Source organism: Pseudomonas sp. JS425, assembly GCF_018223845.1.
GTDB classification, from domain to species: domain Bacteria; phylum Pseudomonadota; class Gammaproteobacteria; order Pseudomonadales; family Pseudomonadaceae; genus Aquipseudomonas; species Aquipseudomonas asiatica.
The window spans coordinates 1753957-1775992 of record NZ_CP073661.1 but is presented as its reverse complement, the minus strand read 5'-3'; the positions used below and the strand labels follow the sequence as shown (position 1 = coordinate 1775992).

General features: G+C 64.6%; 22 protein-coding genes. 11 read left to right on the top strand and 11 right to left on the bottom strand.

Translation table 11 applies throughout. The annotated features are described in order from the left end of the window. Positions 1-175: 175 nt before the first annotated feature. Together KDB76_RS08160 and KDB76_RS08155 are read right to left on the bottom strand one after the other, a co-directional pair. On the bottom strand, positions 176-2251 hold the full coding sequence (locus KDB76_RS08160) for an LTA synthase family protein (protein ID WP_013971516.1): 2076 nt from the start codon (positions 2249-2251) through the stop codon (positions 176-178). 241 nt (positions 2252-2492) lie between these two features. Beyond that, positions 2493-2684, bottom strand: a complete 192-nt coding sequence (locus tag KDB76_RS08155; protein WP_012271091.1) for a PLDc N-terminal domain-containing protein — start codon at positions 2682-2684, stop codon at positions 2493-2495. 125 nt (positions 2685-2809) lie between these two features. Between KDB76_RS08155 and KDB76_RS08150 the strand changes: the two genes are divergently transcribed. After that, positions 2810-3748: a ZIP family metal transporter gene (locus KDB76_RS08150; protein WP_013971514.1), complete on the top strand. Its 939-nt coding sequence runs from the start codon at positions 2810-2812 to the stop codon at positions 3746-3748. Between the two features lie 124 nt (positions 3749-3872). Here the strand turns inward: KDB76_RS08150 and KDB76_RS08145 are convergent, their stop codons facing one another. Then, positions 3873-4403, bottom strand: a complete 531-nt coding sequence (locus KDB76_RS08145) for a hypothetical protein (RefSeq protein WP_013971513.1) — start codon at positions 4401-4403, stop codon at positions 3873-3875. Between the two features lie 60 nt (positions 4404-4463). After that, a complete protein-coding gene (locus KDB76_RS08140; RefSeq protein WP_013971512.1) occupies positions 4464-4988 on the bottom strand; it encodes an ankyrin repeat domain-containing protein in 525 nt (174 codons plus the stop codon). Positions 4989-5253: 265 nt separating this feature from the next. Here KDB76_RS08140 and KDB76_RS08135 point away from each other — a divergent pair, with 265 nt between their 5' ends. Then, positions 5254-5526, top strand: coding sequence for a DUF3509 domain-containing protein (locus KDB76_RS08135; RefSeq protein ID WP_013971511.1), 273 nt, complete (start codon positions 5254-5256; stop codon positions 5524-5526). Between the two features lie 125 nt (positions 5527-5651). Here the strand turns inward: KDB76_RS08135 and KDB76_RS08130 are convergent, their stop codons facing one another. From KDB76_RS08130 to aroC, 3 genes are all read right to left on the bottom strand, one after another. After that, a complete protein-coding gene (locus KDB76_RS08130; RefSeq protein ID WP_038409102.1) occupies positions 5652-6188 on the bottom strand; it encodes an oxidase in 537 nt (178 codons plus the stop codon). Then, positions 6188-7342 (bottom strand): MFS transporter, encoded by a 1155-nt coding sequence (locus KDB76_RS08125; RefSeq protein ID WP_015269353.1) that lies wholly within the window; start codon positions 7340-7342, stop codon positions 6188-6190. Before KDB76_RS08125 ends, KDB76_RS08130 begins: the two co-directional genes overlap by 1 nt. Before the next feature lie 467 nt (positions 7343-7809). Next, on the bottom strand, positions 7810-8901 hold the full coding sequence (gene aroC / locus KDB76_RS08120) for a chorismate synthase (protein WP_038409100.1): 1092 nt from the start codon (positions 8899-8901) through the stop codon (positions 7810-7812). A 236-nt stretch (positions 8902-9137) separates the two neighbouring features. Between aroC and KDB76_RS08115 the strand changes: the two genes are divergently transcribed. Next, entirely contained in the window at positions 9138-10100 is a 963-nt protein-coding gene (locus tag KDB76_RS08115) for an alpha/beta fold hydrolase (RefSeq protein ID WP_038409098.1), read from the top strand. Between the two features lie 214 nt (positions 10101-10314). Further along, positions 10315-11097 (top strand): hypothetical protein, encoded by a 783-nt coding sequence (locus KDB76_RS08110; RefSeq protein ID WP_013971507.1) that lies wholly within the window; start codon positions 10315-10317, stop codon positions 11095-11097. A gap of 109 nt (positions 11098-11206) precedes the next feature. Here KDB76_RS08110 and prmB read toward each other — a convergent pair whose 3' ends face one another. Beyond that, positions 11207-12115 carry a 50S ribosomal protein L3 N(5)-glutamine methyltransferase gene (prmB, locus tag KDB76_RS08105; protein WP_015269350.1) on the bottom strand — a complete coding sequence of 303 codons (909 nt, stop codon included), beginning with the start codon at positions 12113-12115 and terminating at the stop codon, positions 11207-11209. Between the two features lie 180 nt (positions 12116-12295). Between prmB and KDB76_RS08100 the strand changes: the two genes are divergently transcribed. The 5 genes from KDB76_RS08100 (at position 12296) to KDB76_RS08080 (ending at position 15010) form a co-directional block, all read left to right on the top strand. Next, positions 12296-12886: a cysteine hydrolase family protein gene (locus tag KDB76_RS08100; protein WP_015269349.1), complete on the top strand. Its 591-nt coding sequence runs from the start codon at positions 12296-12298 to the stop codon at positions 12884-12886. 86 nt (positions 12887-12972) lie between these two features. Continuing rightward, positions 12973-13293 carry a hypothetical protein gene (locus KDB76_RS08095; RefSeq protein WP_024086500.1) on the top strand — a complete coding sequence of 107 codons (321 nt, stop codon included), beginning with the start codon at positions 12973-12975 and terminating at the stop codon, positions 13291-13293. Between the two features lie 109 nt (positions 13294-13402). Further along, a complete protein-coding gene (locus KDB76_RS08090) occupies positions 13403-13963 on the top strand; it encodes a Smr/MutS family protein (RefSeq protein ID WP_038409096.1) in 561 nt (186 codons plus the stop codon). 70 nt (positions 13964-14033) lie between these two features. Then, a complete protein-coding gene (folE, locus tag KDB76_RS08085) occupies positions 14034-14579 on the top strand; it encodes a GTP cyclohydrolase I FolE (RefSeq protein ID WP_013971502.1) in 546 nt (181 codons plus the stop codon). 59 nt (positions 14580-14638) lie between these two features. Continuing rightward, complete coding sequence (locus KDB76_RS08080; RefSeq protein WP_003260822.1) at positions 14639-15010, top strand: glutaredoxin; 372 nt, start codon at positions 14639-14641, stop codon at positions 15008-15010. 131 nt (positions 15011-15141) lie between these two features. Here KDB76_RS08080 and KDB76_RS08075 read toward each other — a convergent pair whose 3' ends face one another. Continuing rightward, on the bottom strand, positions 15142-15744 hold the full coding sequence (locus KDB76_RS08075) for a glutathione S-transferase family protein (protein ID WP_038409095.1): 603 nt from the start codon (positions 15742-15744) through the stop codon (positions 15142-15144). Positions 15745-15946: 202 nt separating this feature from the next. Between KDB76_RS08075 and KDB76_RS08070 the strand changes: the two genes are divergently transcribed. Further along, a complete protein-coding gene (locus KDB76_RS08070; protein WP_038409093.1) occupies positions 15947-17137 on the top strand; it encodes a benzoate/H(+) symporter BenE family transporter in 1191 nt (396 codons plus the stop codon). A gap of 143 nt (positions 17138-17280) precedes the next feature. On the opposite strand, the gene KDB76_RS08065 is transcribed toward KDB76_RS08070, so the two are convergent. Then, complete coding sequence (locus KDB76_RS08065; protein WP_038409091.1) at positions 17281-19221, bottom strand: methyl-accepting chemotaxis protein; 1941 nt, start codon at positions 19219-19221, stop codon at positions 17281-17283. Positions 19222-19338: 117 nt separating this feature from the next. Continuing rightward, positions 19339-20736, bottom strand: a complete 1398-nt coding sequence (locus KDB76_RS08060; protein WP_038409089.1) for a PLP-dependent aminotransferase family protein — start codon at positions 20734-20736, stop codon at positions 19339-19341. Positions 20737-20842: 106 nt separating this feature from the next. On the opposite strand from KDB76_RS08060, the gene KDB76_RS08055 reads away from it, so the two are divergent. Continuing rightward, on the top strand, positions 20843-21997 hold the full coding sequence (locus KDB76_RS08055) for an MFS transporter (RefSeq protein ID WP_038409088.1): 1155 nt from the start codon (positions 20843-20845) through the stop codon (positions 21995-21997). Positions 21998-22036 lie beyond the last annotated feature (39 nt).

Sequence of the window (22036 nt, the reverse complement as noted above, 5' to 3'; positions counted from 1 at the left end):
GAAACAAGTGACCTTGAGGTGGGGAGAATGTTCAGTCTGTGCCGGCCTCTTCGCGGGTAAACCCGCTCCCACAGGGATTTCACAGGGTCTGAGGGCAGTGATATCCCTGTGGGAGCGGGTTCATCGATGCGTCGAACCGCCGCGAATGGGCCGCAAAGCGGCCCCTGTTGCAGCCTTACTTAGGCGTGCCGTGCACTACACCAGCAGTGTTATCCAGCAAGCTCTTGGTCGCAGTCTGGATATACGCTTCCAGCTTCTTCAGCATTTCCGGCTGGTCCTGGCTTTCGATCAGCTCGGCCTTGAACTCGCTGCCCAGCTGGTAGCGGTACATGCGCGGGGTCATGTCCTTGGACTCGATCAGGATACGGTCGCCCTGTACCAGGCCGACGATCTGCTCGCTGCCCGATGGCTTGATCATGCCCATGCCCTGGTCGCCCTCAGGCAGGTTGAGCAGGTCGCGGCCCCAGCACTGGTGACGGGCCTGGCCACCCAGGCGGCCCATGATGGTCGGCACGATGTCGACCTGGGTACCCACGGTGTGGTTGACCGCACCGAACTTCTCCTGGATGCCTGGGGCAATCAGCAGCAGCGGCACGTTGAAGCGGCCCAGGTCCAGCTCGGTGACCTGCTGGTGGTTGCCAAAGCCATGGTCGCCAACGATGACGAACAGGGTTTCCTTGAAGTACGGCTCCTTGCGCGCCTTCTCGAAGAACTGCCCCAGCGCCCAGTCCGAATAGCGCATGGCAGTGAGGTGCTCGTCCAGGCGGCCCTGGCCGGTTACCGGCTCTACCGGCAGGTCTTTGGGCAGTGCGTACGGGGTGTGGTTGGACAGGGTCTGCAGCAGCGCGTAGATCGGCTTCTTGCCATCGTGCTTGGCCAGCTCTTCGGCGCCGCGGTCGAACATGTCCTGGTCGGACACGCCCCAGGTCGGGTCGGAGAACACCGGGTTGACGAAGTCGTTACGGCCAATGAAGGTGGTCATGCCCTGGTTGCCGAAGAACCCGGACTGGTTGTCCCAGGCAAAGTCGCCGTTGTAGACGTAAACGTCGTCGTAATCGCGGGCGCTGAGCAAGGCTGGCAGGCCGGAGAGCTTGTGGCCGCCTTCCGGGGTCTGCATCAGGTACTCGAAGCCTGGCAGGTTGGGGAAGCAGGCCATGGTGGCGAACATGCCCTGGTGGGTATGGGTGCCGTTGGAGAAGAAGCGGTCGAACAGCAGGCCTTCTTTGGCCAGCTTGTCGAAGTACGGGGTGATGTTGTTGGGGCTGCCCAGCGCGCCCACCGAGTGGCCGGCGAAGCTTTCCATCAGGATCACCACCACGTTCTTGATCGGCAGGGTGCGCTCGGCCGGCGGCACGAAGTCGCGGCGGATTGCAGCCTCGTCGGCATCGACCAGGGTGTCGTGGGCGGTCAGCAGCTGCTCGCGCACGCTCTGCGTGGCTACGTCCTGCTCCAGCACCGGCTTCCAGATGTTGGCGCGGTCTTCGCCGAAGCGGCTCTTGGCAGCATCGATCAGGGTCAGGGTGCCGTTCAGGCCCAGCTGGTTGACGAAGTTGGAATCGGTGGTGAAGGCATCACCCCAGCGCATCGGCGGGCCCTGACGCAGGGTGCCACGGGCGGCGACCACGGCCACCAGCAGGATCACCATGAACACCGCCAGGCGGTTGTACCACGGCGCTGCACGGCGCTGCAGGGTGACCTCGCCGGCACCGTTGCCACGGGTCATGCGGTCGATGCCCTTGAACAGCAGGCTCAGCAGCCAGGTGCCGAACAGCCAGGCCAGCAGGTAGCGCACCACCGGGAAGCCGTACCAGAGCATGCTCAGCACGGTCTTCGGGTCTTCCTTGATGTACTGGAACACCAAACCGTTGAGGCGCTGGTGGAACTCGCGATAGAAGTCCATTTCCATCAGGCCGAGGAACATCACCACGCTCGAGGTGATGGTCAGCCAGAAACGGAACAGGCCACGCCGGGCCATGGCCCAGGGACTGAGGATGGCCAGCAGCAGCGGAATGCTGATGTACACCACTACCCGCAGGTCGAAGCGCAAGCCATTGAGAAAGCCTTCTGCGACGGTCGCGCTGGGGGTATCGCCGATCATGTCGCTGTTGTAGACCAGCAGCGCCAGGCGCACGAGGCTGAGCATCAGCATGATCACCAGGCCGCTGAGCAGCGTGTAGGCCAGGTGGGATTTCAGAGTGGGCGAGAACGACGCTCGCGCGCCCCGTTGCTTCAAGGCGTCCAGGTTAGCCATGAATGGGAAGGTCCTAGGATTGCGGGTTTGCGGAGATGGCGCAGGTGTATACCAACGCAGCATTGTGCGGGTGCGGATTCTGTTTAAACCAATGTGAAAATTTTGTCACGGGGGTGTTGCCGCTTTTGTCTGTTACGGCCTCTTCTCGGGCACGCCCGCTCCCACAGGGGGATCACTGCCCTCAGGTCCAGTGATCCCCCTGTGGGAGCGGGTTCACCCGCGAAGAGGCCAGCACAGCCATTCAGATCCGCACATTCCCCCGTGGCCCGGCGATCGCCCAGATCACCAGCCCCACCACCGGCAGCAAGGCGATCAGCAGGATCCACAACACCTTGATGCCCACTTCGCTGCCACTCTTGATCACATTCAGGATGGCCCAGATATCCAGCGCCAGGATGATCAGCCCGACCAGGCTGTTGAACGTCGACCCCATGCCAAAACTCCTGTCAAAGGCTTTGCTGCACAGCATAGTCAGCTATCAAGGCGATAGAAGGGAATCCTTGGCGATTGCCGCAGGTCCCTGAGTAGACTGCCGTTAATCACTGATTCGAGGTTCACATGCCCCCCGCCCACACTCAAAGCGCCGCCCCGACCTCGCTGCTGAACGCCTGGCGCCAGCAAGCCGTGAACACCCCGTGGCTCAGCGCCGGCCTGGGGTTGAGCCTGCTGGCGGTGTTGCTACTGCTGGCCGCCAGCCTGTGGAACGCAGTGAACGGCGACCACGCCGAAAACCTGCACCTGGCCGCACTGGGCGGGTTGTCCGGCTTTGGCGCCACGGCGCTGGGCGCGGTGCTGGCAGTGGTGCTGCGCGATGTCAGGGCCCGCACCCAGGATGTGATGCTGGGTTTTGCCGCCGGCATGATGCTGGCGGCCAGTTCGTTTTCGCTGATTCTGCCGGGCCTGGATGCCGCCCGCGAAATTACCGGCAACGGCCCGGCCGCGGCCTTTACCGTGGTGCTGGGCATGGGCCTGGGCGTGCTGCTGATGCTGGGCCTGGACCGCTTCACCCCGCATGAACACGAAAGCACCGGCCCTTGCGGCCCGGAGGCCGAGCGCATCAGCCGGGTGTGGTTGTTCGTGCTGGCGATTACCCTGCACAACCTGCCTGAGGGCATGGCCATTGGCGTGAGCTTTGCCAATGGCGACATGAACATCGGCCTGCCGCTGACCAGCGCCATCGCAATTCAGGACATCCCCGAGGGGTTGGCCGTGGCGCTGGCCTTGCGCGCTACCGGGTTGTCGAACCTGAAAGCCGCGCTGGTGGCGATCGGGTCGGGGCTGATGGAGCCGCTGGGTGCGGTGATCGGCCTGGGGATTTCGACCGGCTTTGCCTTGGCCTACCCGGTCAGCATGGGGCTGGCGGCGGGGGCGATGATTTTTGTGGTGAGCCACGAGGTGATTCCCGAAACCCACCGCAATGGGCACCAGACGGCGGCGACCCTGGGGTTGATGGGTGGGTTTGCGGTGATGATGTTCCTCGATACCGCGCTGGGCTGAAGATTGAAGCTGCCTGTACCAGCCTCTTCGCGGGTAAACCCGCTCCCACAGGGATCTCACTGGGCCCGAGGGAAGTGATATCCCTGTGGGAGCGGGTTTACCCGCGAAGAAGCAAACGCGGAAATCAGACGTGTACGGCGACCTTCAACGCCTCAAGCGCCGGCTCGACCTTGATCCCCACCTCAGCACCCAGCTCCAGCACCCGCGCCAGGTCGTTCTGCCCTACCATCACCATCTGCAGCTCGTCATCCAGCAACTGGCTGAAGTTGAGCAGCACATACCCACCCGCCTCCTTGTTCAGCGCCCCCATCTGCACCTGAATGCGATTGAGCGCGGTCAGCGGCTCGGTGCGGGCCAGTTGTTTGGGCTTGAGGGTGAACGGCACGCTCTGGTCGAACGAGTCGCTGATCTGCTGGAACAGGTCCTGGTAGCTGTCGGCCTGGAACACCACGGTGTCCGGCAGGCTGCCCAGCACCACCCATTCGCCCAGCGGAATGGGGAAGCTGTCGTCGTAGTTGATGTCGGGGTTGGCGGCCAGAAAGGCAGCGGGGTCGGCGTAGGCCTGGGCGGCCTCGTCGGCGATGCGCTCGATGTCTTCCTCGCGCATGCAGCCAGCGCCAATGAGGCTGATGAATTCGAGCAACTGAGTTTTCATGAAAGGGGGCCTGCGACGGGTGAAAAGTCGCCAAGGATAGCCGCAAATGCCCCCTTGCGGTTAGCCGGCCAGCACTTGCAGGCGCGCTGCGGCGTCCACGGCCCCCATGGTTTGCGCTGCCACCAGTGCGGTGATACCGCGGGCATCCTGACGGGCCGGGTCGGCCCCCTGGGCCAGCAGGTACTCGAGGATTTCGCTGCGGTTGAACATGGCTGCCAGCATCAGTGCGGTGCGGCCATCCTGCGCGGCGGCGTCCACCGGTACGCCGTGCTCCAGCAACAGGCGAATCATGGCCAGGTCACCCTTGAACGCGGCGCCGGCGATGGGCAGTTGGCCGTTATCATTGGCAATCAGCGGGTCGGCGCCATGCGCCAGCAGCACACGCACTGCGTCGTGGTGGCCGTGGTAGCTGGCCAGCATCAGCAGGGTGTCGCCCTTGTGGTTGCGCAGGTTGGCCGGCAGGCCGCTGGCCAGCAGGCGCCCGAGCATCTCGGCATCGCCCTGGCGGGCACGTTCGAACACCTGCTCGGCAAAGGCGGCGGTTTCGTCGTCGGTCATGGTGGTGGGCGTGGGTTGGCTGGACATTTGGAACCTCCTGGCAGAAATCGTTGCCCAAGTCTTTGTCAGGCAAGGCTGCCGGGTCAAAGGTTCAGATTCTATCGGGCTGATAGCTGGCCGCGGGTCGTGCAATATGCACTGTGCAAAATGCACGACCATGCAGGTTGCACGAAAGCGCCTCGACGAAAAATACGTAACCTACTGAAATTAAAGGATTTTTTCAGAAAAAGCTTCCTGGCACGGTCACTGCAACGATCAACTCACGTCTGCCACGCAACAGCCAGGAGTTGATATGGACCTCATCCAGGAAAAGTTCGTTTCGGTATTTTCGGCCTACCAGGTGAATACCCAGGCCCGCCCAGACGGCGGTGTGCTGCTGACCCTGCGCGCAGCTGATGGCAAGGTCACCCGCCGCGTGCTGACCTACGCGCAATTGCACAGTGCCGAGCAGCTGTCCTGGGCGATCAGTGCGATTCGCCGCGATTTGGCCGAGCAGGCCAGTGAATTGCCGGTGATTTCGATGCTGCAGAGCCAGCAGCGGTTTGCCTTGCCGACTTATCGCTGAGTTTTGTGTTGGTTGATCTGGCCTCTTCGCAGCACAAGGCTGCTCCTACAGGGCCCGCGCTGGCCTCAAGCTTCGCGTTTTACTTGTAGGAGCAGCCTTGTGCTGCGAAGAGGCCGGCAAAGCCATCACAACTCATCAATGCCCAGAAACGCCCGCGCAGTCACATCCCCGGTAAACCTCGGCTGCATCCCTTCCTCGCTGCCGTACAACCGCAACGCCAAGCAAAACGGTGTATCGCCCAGCTCGACCCAGCGCCGAGTCCCCGCCGGCAGCACCAGCTGGTCGCCCTTCTCGCACAGCACCGAATACACCCAATCCCCCGCACGCAGGCCAACCTGAGCCCGCCCGCTGACCACGGCAAACACCTCGTCGGCGTCATGCACATGCTCATCGCGAACGTCCACCTGCGCAGGGGCCTCACCCTCACGGTTGAGTAACACGAAAGCCTTGCTGCCATGCGCCGTCATCAACTGGTCAAGGTGCTCGCGACAGGCCTCCAGTACCTCCTCCTGGGCGGTGCCAGGGCGCACACGCAGGCCATGCTCGGCATGGGCAAAGCGCACGCCCTGCTCGGCCAGGGTGGCAACGATATCGTCGTGGTGGGTCAACACCTTGTTCGGCAGTTCCGGGCTGGAGGGGTGGAAAACGCTGAGAATGCTCATCAGGGGCGGGTCCTGGTCGGTTGCGAACAAAGGGCAATGATAACGGCTGCAGCCAAGGCTGCGGCACTGGCCATACCAAAGGTGAAGGTGGGCCCCAGCAGTTTCCAGCTGTAGCCCGAATACAAAGCCCCCAGCGCACCGCCAGTGCCCGACAGCGCCGCATACAGCGCCTGGCCCTGGCCCTGCTGGCGGGCGCCGAAGCTGGCCTGCACGAAAGCGATGCTGGCGGCATGGAAGCAGCCGAAGGTGGCCGCGTGCAACACCTGGGCAAACACCAGCACCGCCGGCTCGCCGGCAAGGTTGCCCAGCAACAGCCAGCGCAGCGCCGCCAGCACGAAGCTGGCCAGCAGCACCCGCTGCACCGAAAACCGCGCGAAGATACGGCTCATGGCCATGAACACCAGTACTTCAGCCACAACCCCCAGTGCCCACAGCAAACCGATGGCCCCCCGGGCATAGCCCAGATGCTCCAGGTGCAGGGTGAGGAAGGTGTAGTACGGCCCGTGGCTGAGTTGCATCAGTGCCACGCAGGCGTAGAACGCGACCACCCCGGGCGCCCGCAGCTGCTGCAGGAAACCGCCCGCGCCGCTGCGCTCGCCCTGCTCCACCGGCTGGGCATTGGGCACCCACAGGCTGGCGGCGACGATGCCGGCCATGATCGTGACCAGCGCCACCGGGTAGATGTCCAGGCTCAGCCACTCGAACAGCCGGCCCAGGCCGACCACGGTGAGGATGAAGCCGATCGAGCCCCACAGGCGCACCTGGCTGTAGCGCGCGGTTTGCCCATGCAGGTGGGCCAGGGTGATGACCTCGAACTGCGGCAGCACCGCATGCCAGAAAAATGCGTGCAGGGCCATGACCAGCGCCAGCCAGGCGTAGCTTTTGCCAAGGAAGATCAGGGCGAAGGTGGCCAGGGTAGATAGCGCGCCCAGGCGCACGATCAGCAAGCGCTGGCCAGTGCGGTCACCCAGCCAGCCCCACAGGTTGGGGGCGATGCAGCGCATGAGCATGGGGATGGCCACCAGCTCGCCGATGCGTGCCGGAGAGAAGCCCAGGTGGTCGAAGTACAGCGCCAGGAACGGGGCGGTGGAGCCGAGCAGGGCGAAGTAGAACAGGTAGAAGCTGGACAGGCGCCAGTAGGGGATTGGTTGCATGGGTGACCTTGTGGGGACCTGTGCCGGCCTCTTCGCGGGTAAACCCGCTCCCACAGGTACCTCACTGCCCTCAGGCCCAGTGATATTCCTGTGGGAGGGGATTGGTTGCATGGGGTGACCTTGTGGGGACCTGTGCCGGCCTCTTCGCGGGTAAACCCGCTCCCACAGGTACCTCACTGCCCTCAGGCCCAGTGATATTCCTGTGGGAGGGGATTGGTTGCATGGGGTGGCCTTGTGGGGACCTGTGCCGGCCTCTTCGCGGGTAAACCCGCTCCCACAGGTACCTCACTGCCCTCAGGCCCAGTGATATTCCTGTGGGAGGGGATTGGTTGCATGGGGTGGCCTTGTGGGGACCTGTGCCGGCCTCTTCGCGGGTAAACCCGCTCCCACAGGTACCCCACTGCCCTCAGGCCCAGTGATATTCCTGTGGGAGCGGGTTTACCCGCGAAGAGGCCGGTACTGGCGAATCAGAGCTGGCCCAGCACCGGGGTATTCACCTTCACATCGGCATTTTGCGCGCGGTGGCGCAGCAGGTGGTCCATCAGCACGATGGCCATCATCGCCTCGGCGATCGGCGTGGCGCGGATGCCCACGCACGGGTCGTGGCGACCTTTGGTGATGACGTCCACCGGGTTGCCGTCGATGTCGATGGAGCGGCCCGGGGTGGTGATGCTGGAGGTCGGCTTCAGCGCCAGGTGGGCAACGATCGGCTGGCCCGAGGAAATACCGCCGAGGATGCCGCCAGCGTTGTTGCTGAGGAAGCCTTCCGGGGTCAGTTCGTCACGGTGCTCGGTGCCGCGCTGGGCCACGCTGGCGAAGCCGGCGCCGATCTCCACGCCCTTGACCGCGTTGATACTCATCAGCGCGTGGGCCAGTTCGGCATCGAGGCGGTCGAAGATAGGCTCGCCCAGGCCCGGCATCACGCCTTCGGCGACCACGGTAATCTTGGCACCCACCGAGTCTTGGTCACGGCGCAGCTGGTCCATGTAGGCCTCCAGCTCCGGCACTTTGCTCGGGTCAGGGCTGAAGAAGGCGTTCTGCTCCACCGACTCCCAGGTCTTGAACGGGATTTCGATCGGGCCCAGCTGGCTCATGTAGCCGCGCACGGTGATGCCTTGGGTGGCCAGGTATTTCTTGGCGATGGCACCGGCGGCCACGCGCATGGCGGTTTCGCGCGCCGAGCTGCGGCCACCGCCGCGGTAGTCGCGAACGCCGTACTTGTGGTGGTAGGTGTAGTCGGCGTGGGCCGGGCGGAACAGGTCCTTGATCGCCGAGTAGTCCTTGGACTTCTGGTCGGTGTTGCGGATCAGCAGGCCGATCGAGCAGCCGGTGGTGCGGCCTTCGAACACGCCGGAGAGGATTTCCACCTCGTCGGCTTCCTGGCGCTGGGTCGTGTGCCGGCTGGTGCCGGGCTTGCGCCGGTCAAGGTCGTGCTGCAGGTCGTCGAGAGAAATCTCCAGGCCCGGTGGGCATCCATCGACAATGGCGACCAACGCCGGGCCATGGCTCTCGCCAGCGGTGGTGACAGTGAACAGCTTGCCGTAGGTATTGCCGGACATGGACGCTCCGCGAGATCTGCCTGAAGTGAACGAAAGCGGCAGTATACAGATGGATTGATCGCCTGTGCTGGCCTCTTCGCGGGTAAACCCGCTCCCACAGGGTAGTCACAAGATGCGAAAATTGTGCTGTACCTGTGGGAGCGGGTTTACCCGCGAAGAGGCCAGTACAGGCAACCTCCCCTTCGAACCTTCCCGCAAACACTGGGTCAAACCCTCATCTCCCCATGTAGTACCGCATGATGTCGCGCCTCGTCGCCCTCTTCTTCCTGCTGTGCACCGGCCTGGCCCAGGCCGCCGCCCCCACCGTGCTGCAACGCCCGATCGACCTCGATACCGGCCAGGGCGTGCTGCACGGCAGCCTGCTGCTGCCGCAACAGCCAACCCCGCCACCGGTGGTGCTGATCATCGCCGGCTCCGGCCCCACCGACCGAGACGGCAACAACCCGGCGTCAGGCCGGGTCGACAACCTCAAGCGCCTGGCCCTGCTGCTGGCCAACGAACACATCGCCAGCGTGCGCTACGACAAGCGCGGGGTGGCCGCCAGCCAGCCGGCCACGCCCGACGAGCGTGACCTGAGCGTGGAGCGCTATGTAGCAGACGTGGTCGCCTGGAGCCGCAAGCTCAAGGCCGACCCGCGCTTCGGCCCGTTGATCCTGATCGGCCACAGCGAAGGCGCGCTGATCGCCAGCCTGGCCGCCGAGCAGGCCGGCGCCAGCGCGGTGATTACCCTGGCTGGCAGCGGCCGACCGCTGGCCGACGTGCTGCGCGAACAGCTGGCCCAGCGCCTGCCGCCGGCACAACTGGCCGGCGGCAGCGCCCTGCTCGACCGCCTGCAGGCCGGACAGACCAGCCTGGAGGTACCGGCGCCGCTACGCCAGGTGTTCCGCCCCAGCGTGCAGCCCTACCTGATTTCGCTGTTCCAGCAAAACCCGGCGGCGGCCTTCGCCCGCCTGCCCATGCCCGCGTTGATCGTGCAGGGGCGCAACGACGTGCAGGTAGGCGTGATCGACGCCGAACGACTGAAGGCCGCCAAGCCGGATGCACAACTGGTGCTGATCGATGGCATGAACCACATGCTGCGCATCAGCCCCAAGGCGATGAGCCAGCAGCGCGACAGCTACCTCAACCCAGAACTGCCGCTGGCAAGGGAGCTTGGCGAGCAGATTGTGACGTTTATCCAGCATTTGCCTTCGGCGTAAGGGAAATAGCCTCAGGTCCTGGGCGCTTCTGCCGATAGGGTGGATAACGGCGAAAATTGGGGCCGCTGCGCGGCCCTTCGCGACACAAGGCCGCTCCTACAGCGTTACGCGTCGTCTCTGCGATGCGCGATCCTCTGTGGGAGCGGCCTTGCGTCGCGAAAGGGGCACGCAGTGCCCCCTCTTGCAGCCGGCACGCACTTGAGGACAAGCCCTGATGACAACCGCCCCCGCCGCCGTAGAGCCAGCCGAAGAGCCCGAGGAAAGCCCTGCCCTGCCCTGGGCCGAGCTGGCCGCCGAACACTTCCAGCTGTTGCGCCTGGCCGCCCTGCCCACCGACCGCAACACCGGCGCGCGGCCCCTGCGCTTCGTGCAGTTCGGCTATGCCGAACGCCACGACAAGGCCCACAGCCTGCTGCGCATGGAAATCCAGCTGCCCGGGCAAAAGGTGCACAAGGAACAGAACCGCCTGGACATTCGCGTCGACCACTCCGCGCGCCTGGTGCGCATTGGCAATGAACATGGCCTGCAACTGGAGCCGCTGAACCGTGGCATCGGCCGCTTCCTGCTGGCCCAGGCCGCGCAGTGGCTGCAGCGCAAGTGGTCGCACTACCGGATCGAGGGCATGGCGCTGCCGAGCAAGGATGCGCTGAACGAAGACTCACGCCTGCGTCGTGACCACTGCCTGCGCGGGATGGGTATCGAGGTGGAGTACGAGGACAGCCAGCATCTGAAGGGCCGTACCGTGGAAATGACGGTGGGCGAACTCAAGGGAGCATGGAACAGCGAGCGCTTGCAGCGAGTGGGGATACTGGATGCTGCCGGCCTGCTGCAGCAGGCTGACCAGCAGTTGCAGGAGAAGGAAGGGCAACTGCGTGAGCGGGATGAACGGGTTGCCAAGTACCAGCGTGAAGACAGCGGGTTGCGCTTTACCATTACCTGCCTGGTGGCGTTTGCGGTGTTCCAGGCGGGGTTGCTGATCTGGATTGCCACGCGCTGAGACCGCGTCGCCTAATTCGCGGGTAAACCCGCTCCCACAGGGTCCGCGTCGCACCTGAGGGCAACGCTATACCTGTGGGAGCGGGTTTACCCGCGAAGAGGCCCTGGAATCAGACCCGGGCCTTGAACAGTTCCTGATGCTGGCGGCACTGCTCGGCGGTCAGCATGAACACCCCGTGCCCACCGCGCTCGAACTCCAGCCAGGCAAAGTCCACCTCGGGGTATAGCGCCTCGACATGCACCTGGCTGTTGCCCACCTCGACAATCAGCAAGCCCTTGTCGGTCAAGTGGTCCGCCGCCTCGGCCAGCATGCGCCGCACCAGGTCCAGGCCATCGTTGCCGCAGGCCAGGCCCAACTCGGGCTCGTGGTGGTACTCGGCCGGCATGTCGTCGAAGTCTTCGGCATCGACATACGGCGGGTTGGACAGGATCAGGTCGAAACGTTGCCCTGGCAAACCGCCAAAACCGTCGCCCTGCACGGTGTACACCCGCCCGTCCAGGCCGTGGCGTTCGATGTTCTGGTTGGCCACTTCGAGCGCTTCGAACGACAGGTCGGCCAGCACTACCTCGGCCTCGGGGAACACGTCGGCGGCAACGATGCCGATGCAGCCAGAACCGGTGCACAGGTCGAGAATGCGCGCCGGCTCGCTCGCCAGCCACGGCTCGAAGCGTTTCTCGATCAGCTCGCCAATCGGCGAACGCGGCACCAGCACGCGCTCGTCAACGATGAACGACATGCCGCAGAACCAGGCTTCGCCCAACAGGTAGGCGGCCGGCACGCGTTCTTCGATACGGCGCTTGAGCAGGTGCTGCAGGCGTACCCGCTCGTCGTCCTCGAGCATGCAGTCCAGATAGCTGTCGGCCACCTCCCACGGCAGGTGCACCGCCCCCAGTACCAGCAGGCGGGCCTCGTCCCAGGCATTGTCGGCACCGTGGCCGAAGAACAGGTCGTGCTCGTGGAAGCGGCTGACCGCCCAGCGGATGTAGTCGCGCAGCGTGCGCAGGCGGGATGTGATCACGGGGTACTCCTAATTCAGACCGGACAAAAGTCTAACAGCCCCACCCGCACATTTGTTCCTTTGCCTTACCCAATGGCTAGCCACAAGCCAGTAACCATGCCGCTTGCGTTGTCAACCATTCCCATTGGCGCCAAGGCAGGGGAGAATAGGTATACAAAAGCCCTATCCAAGGAGCCCTTGATGTCCGTTCCAACCACGATGTTTCGCCTCACTGGCCGCGACTACCCGCCGGCCAAGCTGAGCCACGCCAGCCTGATCATCATCGATGCGCAAAAGGAGTACCTCAGCGGGCCCCTGGCGCTGTCGGGCATGGACGAGGCCGTGGCCAACATCGCCAGGTTGCTCGACGCCGCGCGCAAGAGCGGCCGTCCGATCATCCACGTTCGCCACCTGGGCACTGTCGGTGGCCGCTTCGACCCACAAGGGCCGGCCGGCCAGTTCATTCCAGGGCTGGAGCCGCTGGAAGGCGAAATCGTCATTGAAAAACGCATGCCCAACGCATTCAAGAACACCCAGCTGCATGAGACCCTGCAGGCGCTGGGCCACCTGGACCTGATCGTCTGCGGTTTCATGAGCCACTCCAGCGTCAGCACCACGGTACGCCGCGCCAAGGACTATGGTTACCGCTGCACCCTGGTGGAAGACGCTTCGGCGACCCGCGACCTGGCATTCAAGGATAGGGTGATCCCGGCCGCGCAGATCCACCAGTGCGAAATGGCCGTGATGGCCGACAACTTCGCTTGCGTGGCCCCCACCGCCAGCCTGATCTGAGCGGCTGAGCACAACCGCCCGGCAGCCGGGCGGAACCCGATGGGCGGCCCCAGGTCGAATTCCGGATATCCACAGAGGAGAGCGGAATGAAGCTCAAAGGCAGTTTCGACGCCAAGCGCCTGCGCCCGCGCGAACCGCGTAACTGGGGTGCCCGCCTGGCGGCAGGCCTTTCGGCCATGCTGGCGACCCTTGGCGTGCTGCTGGCGATGGCCGGCGTTGCCGGCCTGCTGGGCAACTACCCTGCCCTGGCGGAGCTCAATGCCAACAAACCGCTGGCCGGCATCCTCACCGTGGCCGGTTTGCTGCTGCTGTGGCTGGGCGTGCGCTTCTGGCGGCGCAGCCGCATTCGCCTGCGCCGCGGGCGGGAACTGAACCTGTCGCCGCACCTGATGAAAAAGCACGATTGAGGCACTGCTGACGCGGTCCCTGTGGGAGCGGGTTTACCCGCGAAAGGGCCGGCACAGGCTGCACAAGGCCCCACAGTCGCGTAAACTACGCCGCCCACGTGGAGGCATCATGCAAGACGACGATTTTTCCCTGTTCAAGGCCGAAGTGCGCGGTGTCAAACCGATCAGGCACGACCGCGCCGAAGTCGGCAAGCCCAAGGCCGACCGCCAGAAGCTGGCCGGCCTGCGTCAGGCGGCGACCGTGCGCAGTGACAAGGCGCTGGTGATCGACGGCATGTCCGACCAGTTCGTCATCGACGTTGGCGCCGAAGACGAGTTGCTGTGGCGCCGCGATGGCGTACAGGAAGGCCAGCTGCGCAAGCTGAAGCTGGGGCAGATCCCGTTCGAGGGCAGCCTCGACCTGCACGGCATGTCCGTGGAAAAGGCCCGCGAAACCCTGTGGGATTTCATCGCCGAGGCCACCAGACTGGAAGTGCGCTGCGTGCGGGTTACCCACGGCAAGGCCGCGCGCCTGGACGGCAAGCGCCCGATGATCAAGAGCCACGTCAACACCTGGCTGCGCCAGCACCCGCAGGTGCTCGGTTTTACCTCGTGCAGCGCCCGCCATGGCGGCACCGGCGCGGTGTATGTGATGCTCAAGCGAACCATGCTCGAAGGCCGCGACGAGTAACGCCGCGCTTGCAGCGCCGCCCTCACCGCCGTACCCTTCGTTTTTGCGATTTTTTCCCACAGGTAGATCCATGTCCCTGGAACAGAACTACACCGAGATCCTCAGCCAGATTGGCGAGGACGTCTCCCGTGAGGGCCTGCTCGACACGCCCAAGCGGGCTGCAAAGGCGATGAAGTACCTTTGCCGCGGTTATGAGCAAACACTGGAAGAAGTCACCAACAACGCGCTGTTCAGCTCTGACAACAGCGAAATGGTGCTGGTCCGGGACATCGAGCTGTATTCGATGTGCGAACACCACATGCTGCCGTTCATCGGCAAGGCGCACGTGGCCTACCTGCCCAAGGGCAAGGTACTGGGCCTGTCGAAGGTGGCGCGCATCGTCGACATGTACGCTCGCCGCCTGCAGATCCAGGAAAACCTCAGCCGCCAGGTTGCCGAGGCCGTGCAGCAGGTAACCGGTGCCGCCGGCGTTGCCGTGGTCATCGAAGCCAAGCACATGTGCATGATGATGCGCGGTGTCGAGAAGCAGAACTCGACCATGATCACCTCGGTGATGCTGGGTGAGTTCCGCGAAAACGCCGCCACCCGCAGCGAGTTCCTCAGCCTGATCAAGTGATTGGCTGCTGACCCCGAGCCGACCCTGCCGGGTCGGCTTTTTCATTTCAGGAGTTGCCCATGATCGTCAAAGCCCTGCGGGTTGGCCTCGGCCAGCTCATCGTGTTCGGCGACTGGATCAGCCGCCCGGCCAAGCGCAAGCGCGACGCCGCCGCCCAGGCCCGCGTCGAGCAAGCGGCCCAGGGCCTGGCGCTGTACCAGTTCCACGCCTGCCCGTTCTGCGTCAAGACCCGCCGCACCCTGCACCGTTTGAACGTGCCGGTAGCGCTGCGCGATGCCAAGAACGACCCGGTGCACCGCCAGGCCCTGCAGGAAGGTGGCGGCCGGGTGAAAGTGCCGTGCCTGCGTATTGAAGAAGCTGGCAAGGTGACCTGGATGTATGAGTCCAAGGCGATCATTGCTTACCTCGATGAGCGGTTCGCTTCGGCCTGACTGTTTGCCGGCGGCCTGTAATGGCCCTTTCGCGGGTAAACCCGCTCCCACAGGTACTCCACTGCCGTCAGGTCCTGTGATTTCCCTGTGGGAGCGGGTTTACCCGCGAAGAGGCCGGCACCGGCTAAAGGTCAGCCCACCATCGGCACATGCCGCGGGTGGCTGCTGACCCGCTCCAACCAGGCCCTCACTGCCGGGTAGTCGGCCAGGTCGAACCCACCCTGCTGCGCCACATGGGTGTAGGCATACAACGCCACATCGGCAATCGAATACTGTTCGCCGACCAGGTACGGCGTCATCTGCAGCTGCCGCTCCATCACCTTCAATGCCTTGTAACCGCCCTTGTGCAGCTTGCGGTACTCCTCCAGTCGCTCGTCCGGCAACCCCAGGTAGAACTGGATGAAACGCGCCACGGCAATGTAGGGCTCATGACTGTACTGCTCGAAGAACTGCCACTGCAGCACCTGGGTGCGCAGGCGTGGCTCGGTGGGCAGGAACTCGCTGCCGTCGGCCAGGTAGTTGAGAATGGCATTGGACTCCCACAAGTAGCTGCCGTCCTCCAGCTCCAGCACCGGTACCTTGCCGTTGGGGTTCATCGCCAGGAACTCGGGCGTTTCGGTCTCGCCCTTGAGGATGTCCACCGGGTGCCATTCATATGGCCGGCCCAGCAGGCTCAACATCAGCTTGACCTTGTAACAGTTGCCCGACTGGTAGTCGCCATAGACCTTGTACATCGCCCCTCTCCCCCTCTATGCCAAAGATCTCACCTGCTCCTACAAAAGCGGGCACCATTCTTGTGGCTGCCTGTGCAGTTCTGCATTTTCACCCAATAGTTGGCGACTGTACGGCTAAAAGCAATGGCCGCTGTATGGCAAGGATCAACCTTGCTCGCTGTAGTCTGAAAAAACTGCTTACACCTTTACAAGGATTTTGTTCATGACCGATGCCACTTCCGTACGCCTGCGGCCCCTGGCAGACAGCTCCCCGTCGGCGGTGGTCGCCGGCTTCATCGCCATGCTCACCGGCTATACCAGCTCGCTGGTGCTGATGTTCCAGGCCGGCCAGGCAGCCGGGCTGACCACCGCGCAGATTTCCTCATGGATCTGGGCGTTGTCGATCGGCATGGCGGTGTGCAGCATCGGCCTGTCGCTGCGTTACCGCACACCGATTACCGTGGCCTGGTCCACCCCCGGCGCCGCCTTGCTGATCACCAGCCTGGGCGGGGTCAGCTATGGCGAAGCGATCGGCGCCTACATCACCTGTGCCGTGCTGGTGCTGATCTGTGGCCTGACCGGCAGTTTCGAGCGCCTGGTCAAGCGCATCCCGGCCTCGCTGGCCTCGGCGCTGCTGGCGGGTATCCTGTTCAAGATCGGCAGCGAAATCTTCGTTGCCGCCCAGCATCGCACCCTGCTGGTACTGGGCATGTTCTTCAGCTACCTGCTGGTCAAACGCCTGTCGCCGCGTTACTGCGTGCTGGCCGCGCTATTGGTGGGTACGGCGCTGTCCGGCGCCCTGGGCCTGCTGGACTTCAGCGGCTTCCGGCTGGAAGTGGCCACGCCGGTGTGGACCACGCCAAGCTTCTCGCTGGCGGCGACCATCAGCATTGGCATTCCGCTGTTCGTGGTGGCGATGACCTCGCAGAACATGCCGGGTGTGGCCGTGCTGCGCGCCGACGGCTACCAGGTGCCGGCCTCGCCGCTGATCTCGGCCACCGGCTTTGCCTCGCTGCTCCTGGCACCGTTCGGCTCGCACGGGGTCAACCTGGCGGCGATCAGCGCGGCAATCTGCACCGGGCCGCATGCCCATGAAGACCCGGCCAAGCGTTATACCGCGGCGGTGTGGTGCGGGATTTTTTATGGCATTGCCGGGGTGTTCGGCGCGACCTTGGCGGCGCTGTTTGCGGCGCTGCCAAAAGAACTGGTGCTGTCGATTGCGGCGCTGGCGCTGTTCGGCTCGATCATGAACGGGCTGACCGTGGCAATGAGCGAAGCGCGCGAGCGGGAGGCGGCGGTGATTACCTTCATGGTTACCGCTTCGGGGCTGACCTTGTTCTCGATTGGTTCGGCGTTCTGGGGGATTGTGGCGGGGGTACTGGCCTTGATGATCCTCAACCCGCGCAGGGCCTGAAGGTATTTGTTGCCTGTACTGGCCTCTTCGCGGGTAAACCCGCTCCCACAGGGATCACACAATATTCAGCATTGTGGTATTCCTGTGGGAGCGGGTTTACCCGCGAAGGGGCCGGTACAGGCAACACAAGCCCCAGGTCCAGATCACAACCTGAAATGCCCCACCATCCCCTTCAGGTCGGTACCCAGCTGCGCCAGCTCGATACTCGACCGGGCATTGTCCTGCATCGCCAACGCCGCCTGATCGGCACTACCACGGATCTGCGTGACGCTGCGGCTGATCTCTTCCGCCACCGAGCTCTGCTGCTCGGCCGCCGCGGCAATCTGCTGGTTCATCTGCTGAATCAATGACACCGCCGCCGCAATGCTGCCCAGCGCGCTTTCGGTCTGCAGCGCATCGGCCACCGCCAAACGCACCAGCTCGGTACTGCCGCGAATCTGCGCCACCGACTGCTGGGCATTGCCGCGCAGGCTGGCGACCAAGGTCTCGATCTGCTCGGTAGACTGCCGGGTACGCCGCGCCAACGCACGCACCTCGTCAGCGACCACGGCAAAGCCACGCCCCTGTTCACCCGCGCGGGCGGCTTCGATAGCAGCATTCAGCGCCAACAGGTTGGTCTGCTCAGCCACGCTCTTGATCACTTCCAGCACGTCGCCAATGGTGTGGATCTCGGCACTGAGGCTGTCGATACCGGCGCTGGCCGTCTCCGCCGCCGACGCCAGTTGCTCGATGCGCTGCATGCTCTGGCGCACCACCTGCTGCCCGGAATCAACCTTCTCATCCGCAGCCTGGGCCGCCTGCGCCGCCTCCTCGGCATTACGCGCCACATCGTTCACGGTGGCGGTCATCTGCTGCATGGCGGTGGCCACCTGCTCGGTCTCTTCCTTCTGGCTGCCCACCTCGCGGTTGGTCTGTTCGGTCACCGCCGACAGCGCCTGCGCATTGCCGGCCAGTTGCTCGATGCCCTGCTGCAAACCGCTGACAATTCCCGACAGGCCCGCCGCCATCTGCTGCATGGCCTGCATCAACTGCCCTACTTCGTCACGGCGTGGTGCCTGGGCGTCGAAGCTCAGCTCGCCGGCAGCGATGCGCTGGGCGCGGGCAATCACATGCTTGAGCGGCCCGACCACGGCGCGGGTGATCAGCCAGGCTGCCAGCACACCTACCAGCAGCGCCAATGCGGTAGCCAGGCCGATGGCCACGGCATTGCGTTGAAGTTCGCCCTGCAAGGCCTGCTCCTGCCCCAGATAAGCCTGGTCGACCCGGTTGGTGACTTGCTCGGCACTGGCCTGCAACTGCGCCTTCAAGCCCTGCTCGCGGGCCAGTTGGTCCGTGTATTCGTTAAGCTTTTCCGAGAAGCTGCCAATGTGCCCCGCCACTTCGCCCAACACACTCTGGTAGCCGGCATCGCTGACAGCGCCCTGCAACTGGCTGACCAGGCTGGCGGCCTCTACAGTCTGGGCGATGCGTTCCTGGCTGACGCCCTCTTCGCCCTTGCGGCTTTTTTCCAGGCGTACCCGCGCTTCGTCCATGGCCTGCAGCATCAGCCGCGACACCTGCGCCACCTGCGTGGCCTGCTCGAGGAACGCGCCGCCCTGCTGGCCCTGGGACTGCTTGAGGGTATACACGCCATCATCGGCCAGGCCGGCCTGCAGTACGTCGAGGTTATTGGCCACGCTGGACACCGACCAACTGGCCATGTCCAGCGCCAGCTCCTTGGCCTGCACCGCCTCGACAAAGGCCTCAAACGCCTGGCCATAGGCTGCCAGGTCGGTTTCCGCCGCCGCCAGCGCCGGCAGGCCACGGGCGCGTTCGACCAGGCCCTGCAAGCCGCTGCGCAAGGCCTCGGCCTGCTGCAGGTCGGACCGCAGGGCAAATGCCTGCTCGTGCTGGCGCAAGCGCAGCAGGTCAGTATTGAACTGGGCCAGCTGGCGCAAGCTGTCGAAGCGCTGGCCAACGCTGTGCAACGCGGCAATGCCAATGCCGGCCACCGCCAGGGTCAGCACCAGCACCAGGGCAAAGCCCAAGCCGAGTTTGCGTGCCATGCCCAGGTTCGCCAGCACACCGTGCTTGCTCGTGCCCATGCCGATTCCCCCTTCTGCGTGCGAGGTTATCCCGAAGGCCAAGGGTGGCAACGTTGCCAGCCGATGAACAAGGGCCTGACGTCAGAATAGTGTCAAATAGCTATGAGCGTGTCGCTATCAGCTTGGCAGAGGTCGCCCTGCGTGCTGAAGGAAGGCCTGGGCGCGGGAGTCCTGCCCGTAAGCGACATTGATGCGCAGCCAGGCGCTGGCCGCGCCCTGGTAATCGAAGGCGCTGCCGGTGGTGAGCAGCACGTCGTGTTCCAGTGCAAGGCGCTCCAGGCTGGCAAAATCGCGGCCTGGCACCCGGGCCCAGACGAACATGCCGCCGTAGGGTTCGCAGAACACCTGCCAGCCAGCCTGCTCCAGCTGGCCGAGCAGCCTGGCCATGTGCTGCCCCAGGCGCACGCGCAGGCGCTGCACGCTCTTGCGGTAACTACCGTTGGCCAGCATCTGCCCCACCACCTGCTCGGCAAAGCGCGAAGTGCCGATGCCGCTGACCATCTTGAATTCGGCCAGACGCGCCAACAACACCGGGTCGGCGACCAGGTAGCCGACCCGCAACGAGCTGCTGAGGGTTTTCGAGAAACTGGCCATGTAGATTACTCGCTGCTCGCTGTCGAGGGTGGCCAGGCGCGTGACGGGGCCTTCCTGGAAGTCGGCGTAGATATCGTCCTCGATGATGCGCAGGTCGTGCTCGCGGGCCAGTTCCAGCAGGCAGTAGGCCACCTTCGGCGTCAGGCTGGTGCCGGTGGGGTTGTGGTACAGGCTGTTGATGAACAGGCAGCGCGGCTTGTGCGCCGCCAACAGCGCTTCGAGGGCCGCCAGGTCCGGGCCTTCGGCGGTGCGCGGCACCGGCAGCATGCGCACCTGGTGTTGGCGCAGCAGGTTGTACAGGTTGTAGTAGCCGGGGTTTTCCACAAGGACCGTGTCGCCCGGGCGCAGCAGGGTGCGCACCAGCAGGTCCAGGCCGTGGCTGGCGCCGTGGGTGGTGAGGATACGTTCGGGGCCGGCGGCGATGCCCAGCTGCGCCAGGCGCTTGTGCAGCTGTTGGCGCAGGCTGGCCAGGCCCAGGGGTGGGCAATAGTCGAACAGGTCCTGCGGATTGCCACGGCTTACCTGGCGCACTGCCTGGGCCAGCTCGGTGGCCGCGCGCCAACTGCTGGGTAGCCAGCCGCAGCCCAGCTTGAGCAATTCGTCATGGCCCTCGCGAAACTGCCGCCAGCTGCCGTCGCTGGCCTCGCCCCAGGGTTGGGCGTCTTCCACGGCCAGGCCGGGTTTGCGCTCGGCGACGAAAAAGCCGGTGCCGTGACGGGCCTCCAGCCAGCCGTTGGCGACCAGGCGGTCGTAGGCTTCGATCACGCACGACGCACTGACCGCCTGGCTGCGGGCCAAAGCCCGAATCGACGGCAGGCGCGCGCCGGGGCGCAGGCGTTGCTGGCCGATCCAGGTTTGCAGGTGGTCGGTGAGTTGCTGCACCAGCGGGGTGGGGCTGGTGCGGTCGAGGGGCAAGTGCATGGGGCAAGTGTTCGCTGGTTTTGAGCGAACAGTTAAGCATAAAAGGGTTGGCGGTGTGTCTGGTGATCGGAATGGGCTGGCATCAGAGTGAACAGGCCCGGCCCGCCTGGCCTTCGCCCTCTGCCTCATCACCCTGGCGGTCAACCTGCAGGCCCCGCTGTACATCACCTATGCCGAACTCTCCGGCCAAGGCGCCGCCGCCACCGCAGTAGCTTTCTCCGGCTACGTGCTCGGCGTGCTACCCGTACTGCTGGCCCTGGGCGGACTGGCCGACCGGGTTGGGCGCCGGCCATTGGTGCTCGCCGCACTGGCCCTGTCGATGGTCGCCACCGTGCTGATGCTGCTGGCCCCCAGCCTGCAAACCCTGGGCCTCGCCCGGCTGTTCCTCGGCCTGGGTACCGGCCTGGCCTCGGCCACGGCCACCGCCTACATGGGTGAACTGATGGGCAGCGCGGACAACACCCGCGCCGCCAACTGGGTTACCGCCAGCACCTCGCTGGGCTTTGGCCTGGGCGCGGCGCTGACTAGCCTGTTCCTGCTGCGCGGCCCCAGCCTGACCCCGGGCAGTTTCCACCTGCAACTGCTGCTGGCGGCGCTGGCCATGCTGCTGGTATGGCGCCTGCCGGACCCACGCCCGGCAAAACGCAACCCCATGCTGCGGCTGCCCTGCTATCCGCGTGGCAGCGTGGCCTATGGCCTGGCCATTTTGCTGGCTTGGGCCTGCGTGGGGCTGGTGATCGCCCTGCTGCCGGGCATCCTGCGCCAGCATGGGCTTAGCGCCTGGTCAGGGTTCTCGACCTTTTGCGTGATCAGCTGCGGGTTGTTGTTCCAGCCCATGGCACGGCACCTGCGCAGCCGTACGGCCACGCTGCTGGGGCTGGTGATATTGCCGTGCAGCTATGCCGTGCTGGCCTGGGGTGCGGACAGCGGCCAACTGGGCGCGGTATTGCTGGGTGCGGTGGCGGCCAGCAGTGCGTGCTACGGGTTTATCTACCTGGGCGGGCTGGCAGCGGTGAACCAGCTCGCCGGCAACGAGAAGACACGGGCCAGTGCCGGGTTCTTCCTGTTGGCGTATCTGGGGTTCAGCCTGCCGGTGATCTTTACCGGGCTGCTGAGTGACCGGTTAGGGTCACAGCTGGCCTTACTGGTATTTGGTGAAGTGTTGGTGGTGGGATGTGTTGTTGTTGGGCTGGCATTGTGGTGGTCTGCCAGGGCCTCTTCGCGGGCTTGCCCGCTCCCACAGAGACATCACAGGACCTGAGGGCAGCGGGGTACCTGTGGGAGCGGGCAAGCCCGCGAA

Coding starts and splice junctions, on each gene's coding strand:
- KDB76_RS08160 (WP_013971516.1), bottom strand. CDS start 2,251: ATGGCTAACCTGGACGCCTTGAAGCAACGGGGCGCGCGAGCGTCGTTC.
- KDB76_RS08155 (WP_012271091.1), bottom strand. CDS start 2,684: ATGGGGTCGACGTTCAACAGCCTGGTCGGGCTGATCATCCTGGCGCTG.
- KDB76_RS08150 (WP_013971514.1), top strand. CDS start 2,810: ATGCCCCCCGCCCACACTCAAAGCGCCGCCCCGACCTCGCTGCTGAAC.
- KDB76_RS08145 (WP_013971513.1), bottom strand. CDS start 4,403: ATGAAAACTCAGTTGCTCGAATTCATCAGCCTCATTGGCGCTGGCTGC.
- KDB76_RS08140 (WP_013971512.1), bottom strand. CDS start 4,988: ATGTCCAGCCAACCCACGCCCACCACCATGACCGACGACGAAACCGCC.
- KDB76_RS08135 (WP_013971511.1), top strand. CDS start 5,254: ATGGACCTCATCCAGGAAAAGTTCGTTTCGGTATTTTCGGCCTACCAG.
- KDB76_RS08130 (WP_038409102.1), bottom strand. CDS start 6,188: ATGAGCATTCTCAGCGTTTTCCACCCCTCCAGCCCGGAACTGCCGAAC.
- KDB76_RS08125 (WP_015269353.1), bottom strand. CDS start 7,342: ATGCAACCAATCCCCTACTGGCGCCTGTCCAGCTTCTACCTGTTCTAC.
- aroC (WP_038409100.1), bottom strand. CDS start 8,901: ATGTCCGGCAATACCTACGGCAAGCTGTTCACTGTCACCACCGCTGGC.
- KDB76_RS08115 (WP_038409098.1), top strand. CDS start 9,138: ATGATGTCGCGCCTCGTCGCCCTCTTCTTCCTGCTGTGCACCGGCCTG.
- KDB76_RS08110 (WP_013971507.1), top strand. CDS start 10,315: ATGACAACCGCCCCCGCCGCCGTAGAGCCAGCCGAAGAGCCCGAGGAA.
- KDB76_RS08100 (WP_015269349.1), top strand. CDS start 12,296: ATGTCCGTTCCAACCACGATGTTTCGCCTCACTGGCCGCGACTACCCG.
- KDB76_RS08095 (WP_024086500.1), top strand. CDS start 12,973: ATGAAGCTCAAAGGCAGTTTCGACGCCAAGCGCCTGCGCCCGCGCGAA.
- KDB76_RS08090 (WP_038409096.1), top strand. CDS start 13,403: ATGCAAGACGACGATTTTTCCCTGTTCAAGGCCGAAGTGCGCGGTGTC.
- folE (WP_013971502.1), top strand. CDS start 14,034: ATGTCCCTGGAACAGAACTACACCGAGATCCTCAGCCAGATTGGCGAG.
- KDB76_RS08080 (WP_003260822.1), top strand. CDS start 14,639: ATGATCGTCAAAGCCCTGCGGGTTGGCCTCGGCCAGCTCATCGTGTTC.
- KDB76_RS08075 (WP_038409095.1), bottom strand. CDS start 15,744: ATGTACAAGGTCTATGGCGACTACCAGTCGGGCAACTGTTACAAGGTC.
- KDB76_RS08070 (WP_038409093.1), top strand. CDS start 15,947: ATGACCGATGCCACTTCCGTACGCCTGCGGCCCCTGGCAGACAGCTCC.
- KDB76_RS08065 (WP_038409091.1), bottom strand. CDS start 19,221: ATGGGCACGAGCAAGCACGGTGTGCTGGCGAACCTGGGCATGGCACGC.
- KDB76_RS08060 (WP_038409089.1), bottom strand. CDS start 20,736: ATGCACTTGCCCCTCGACCGCACCAGCCCCACCCCGCTGGTGCAGCAA.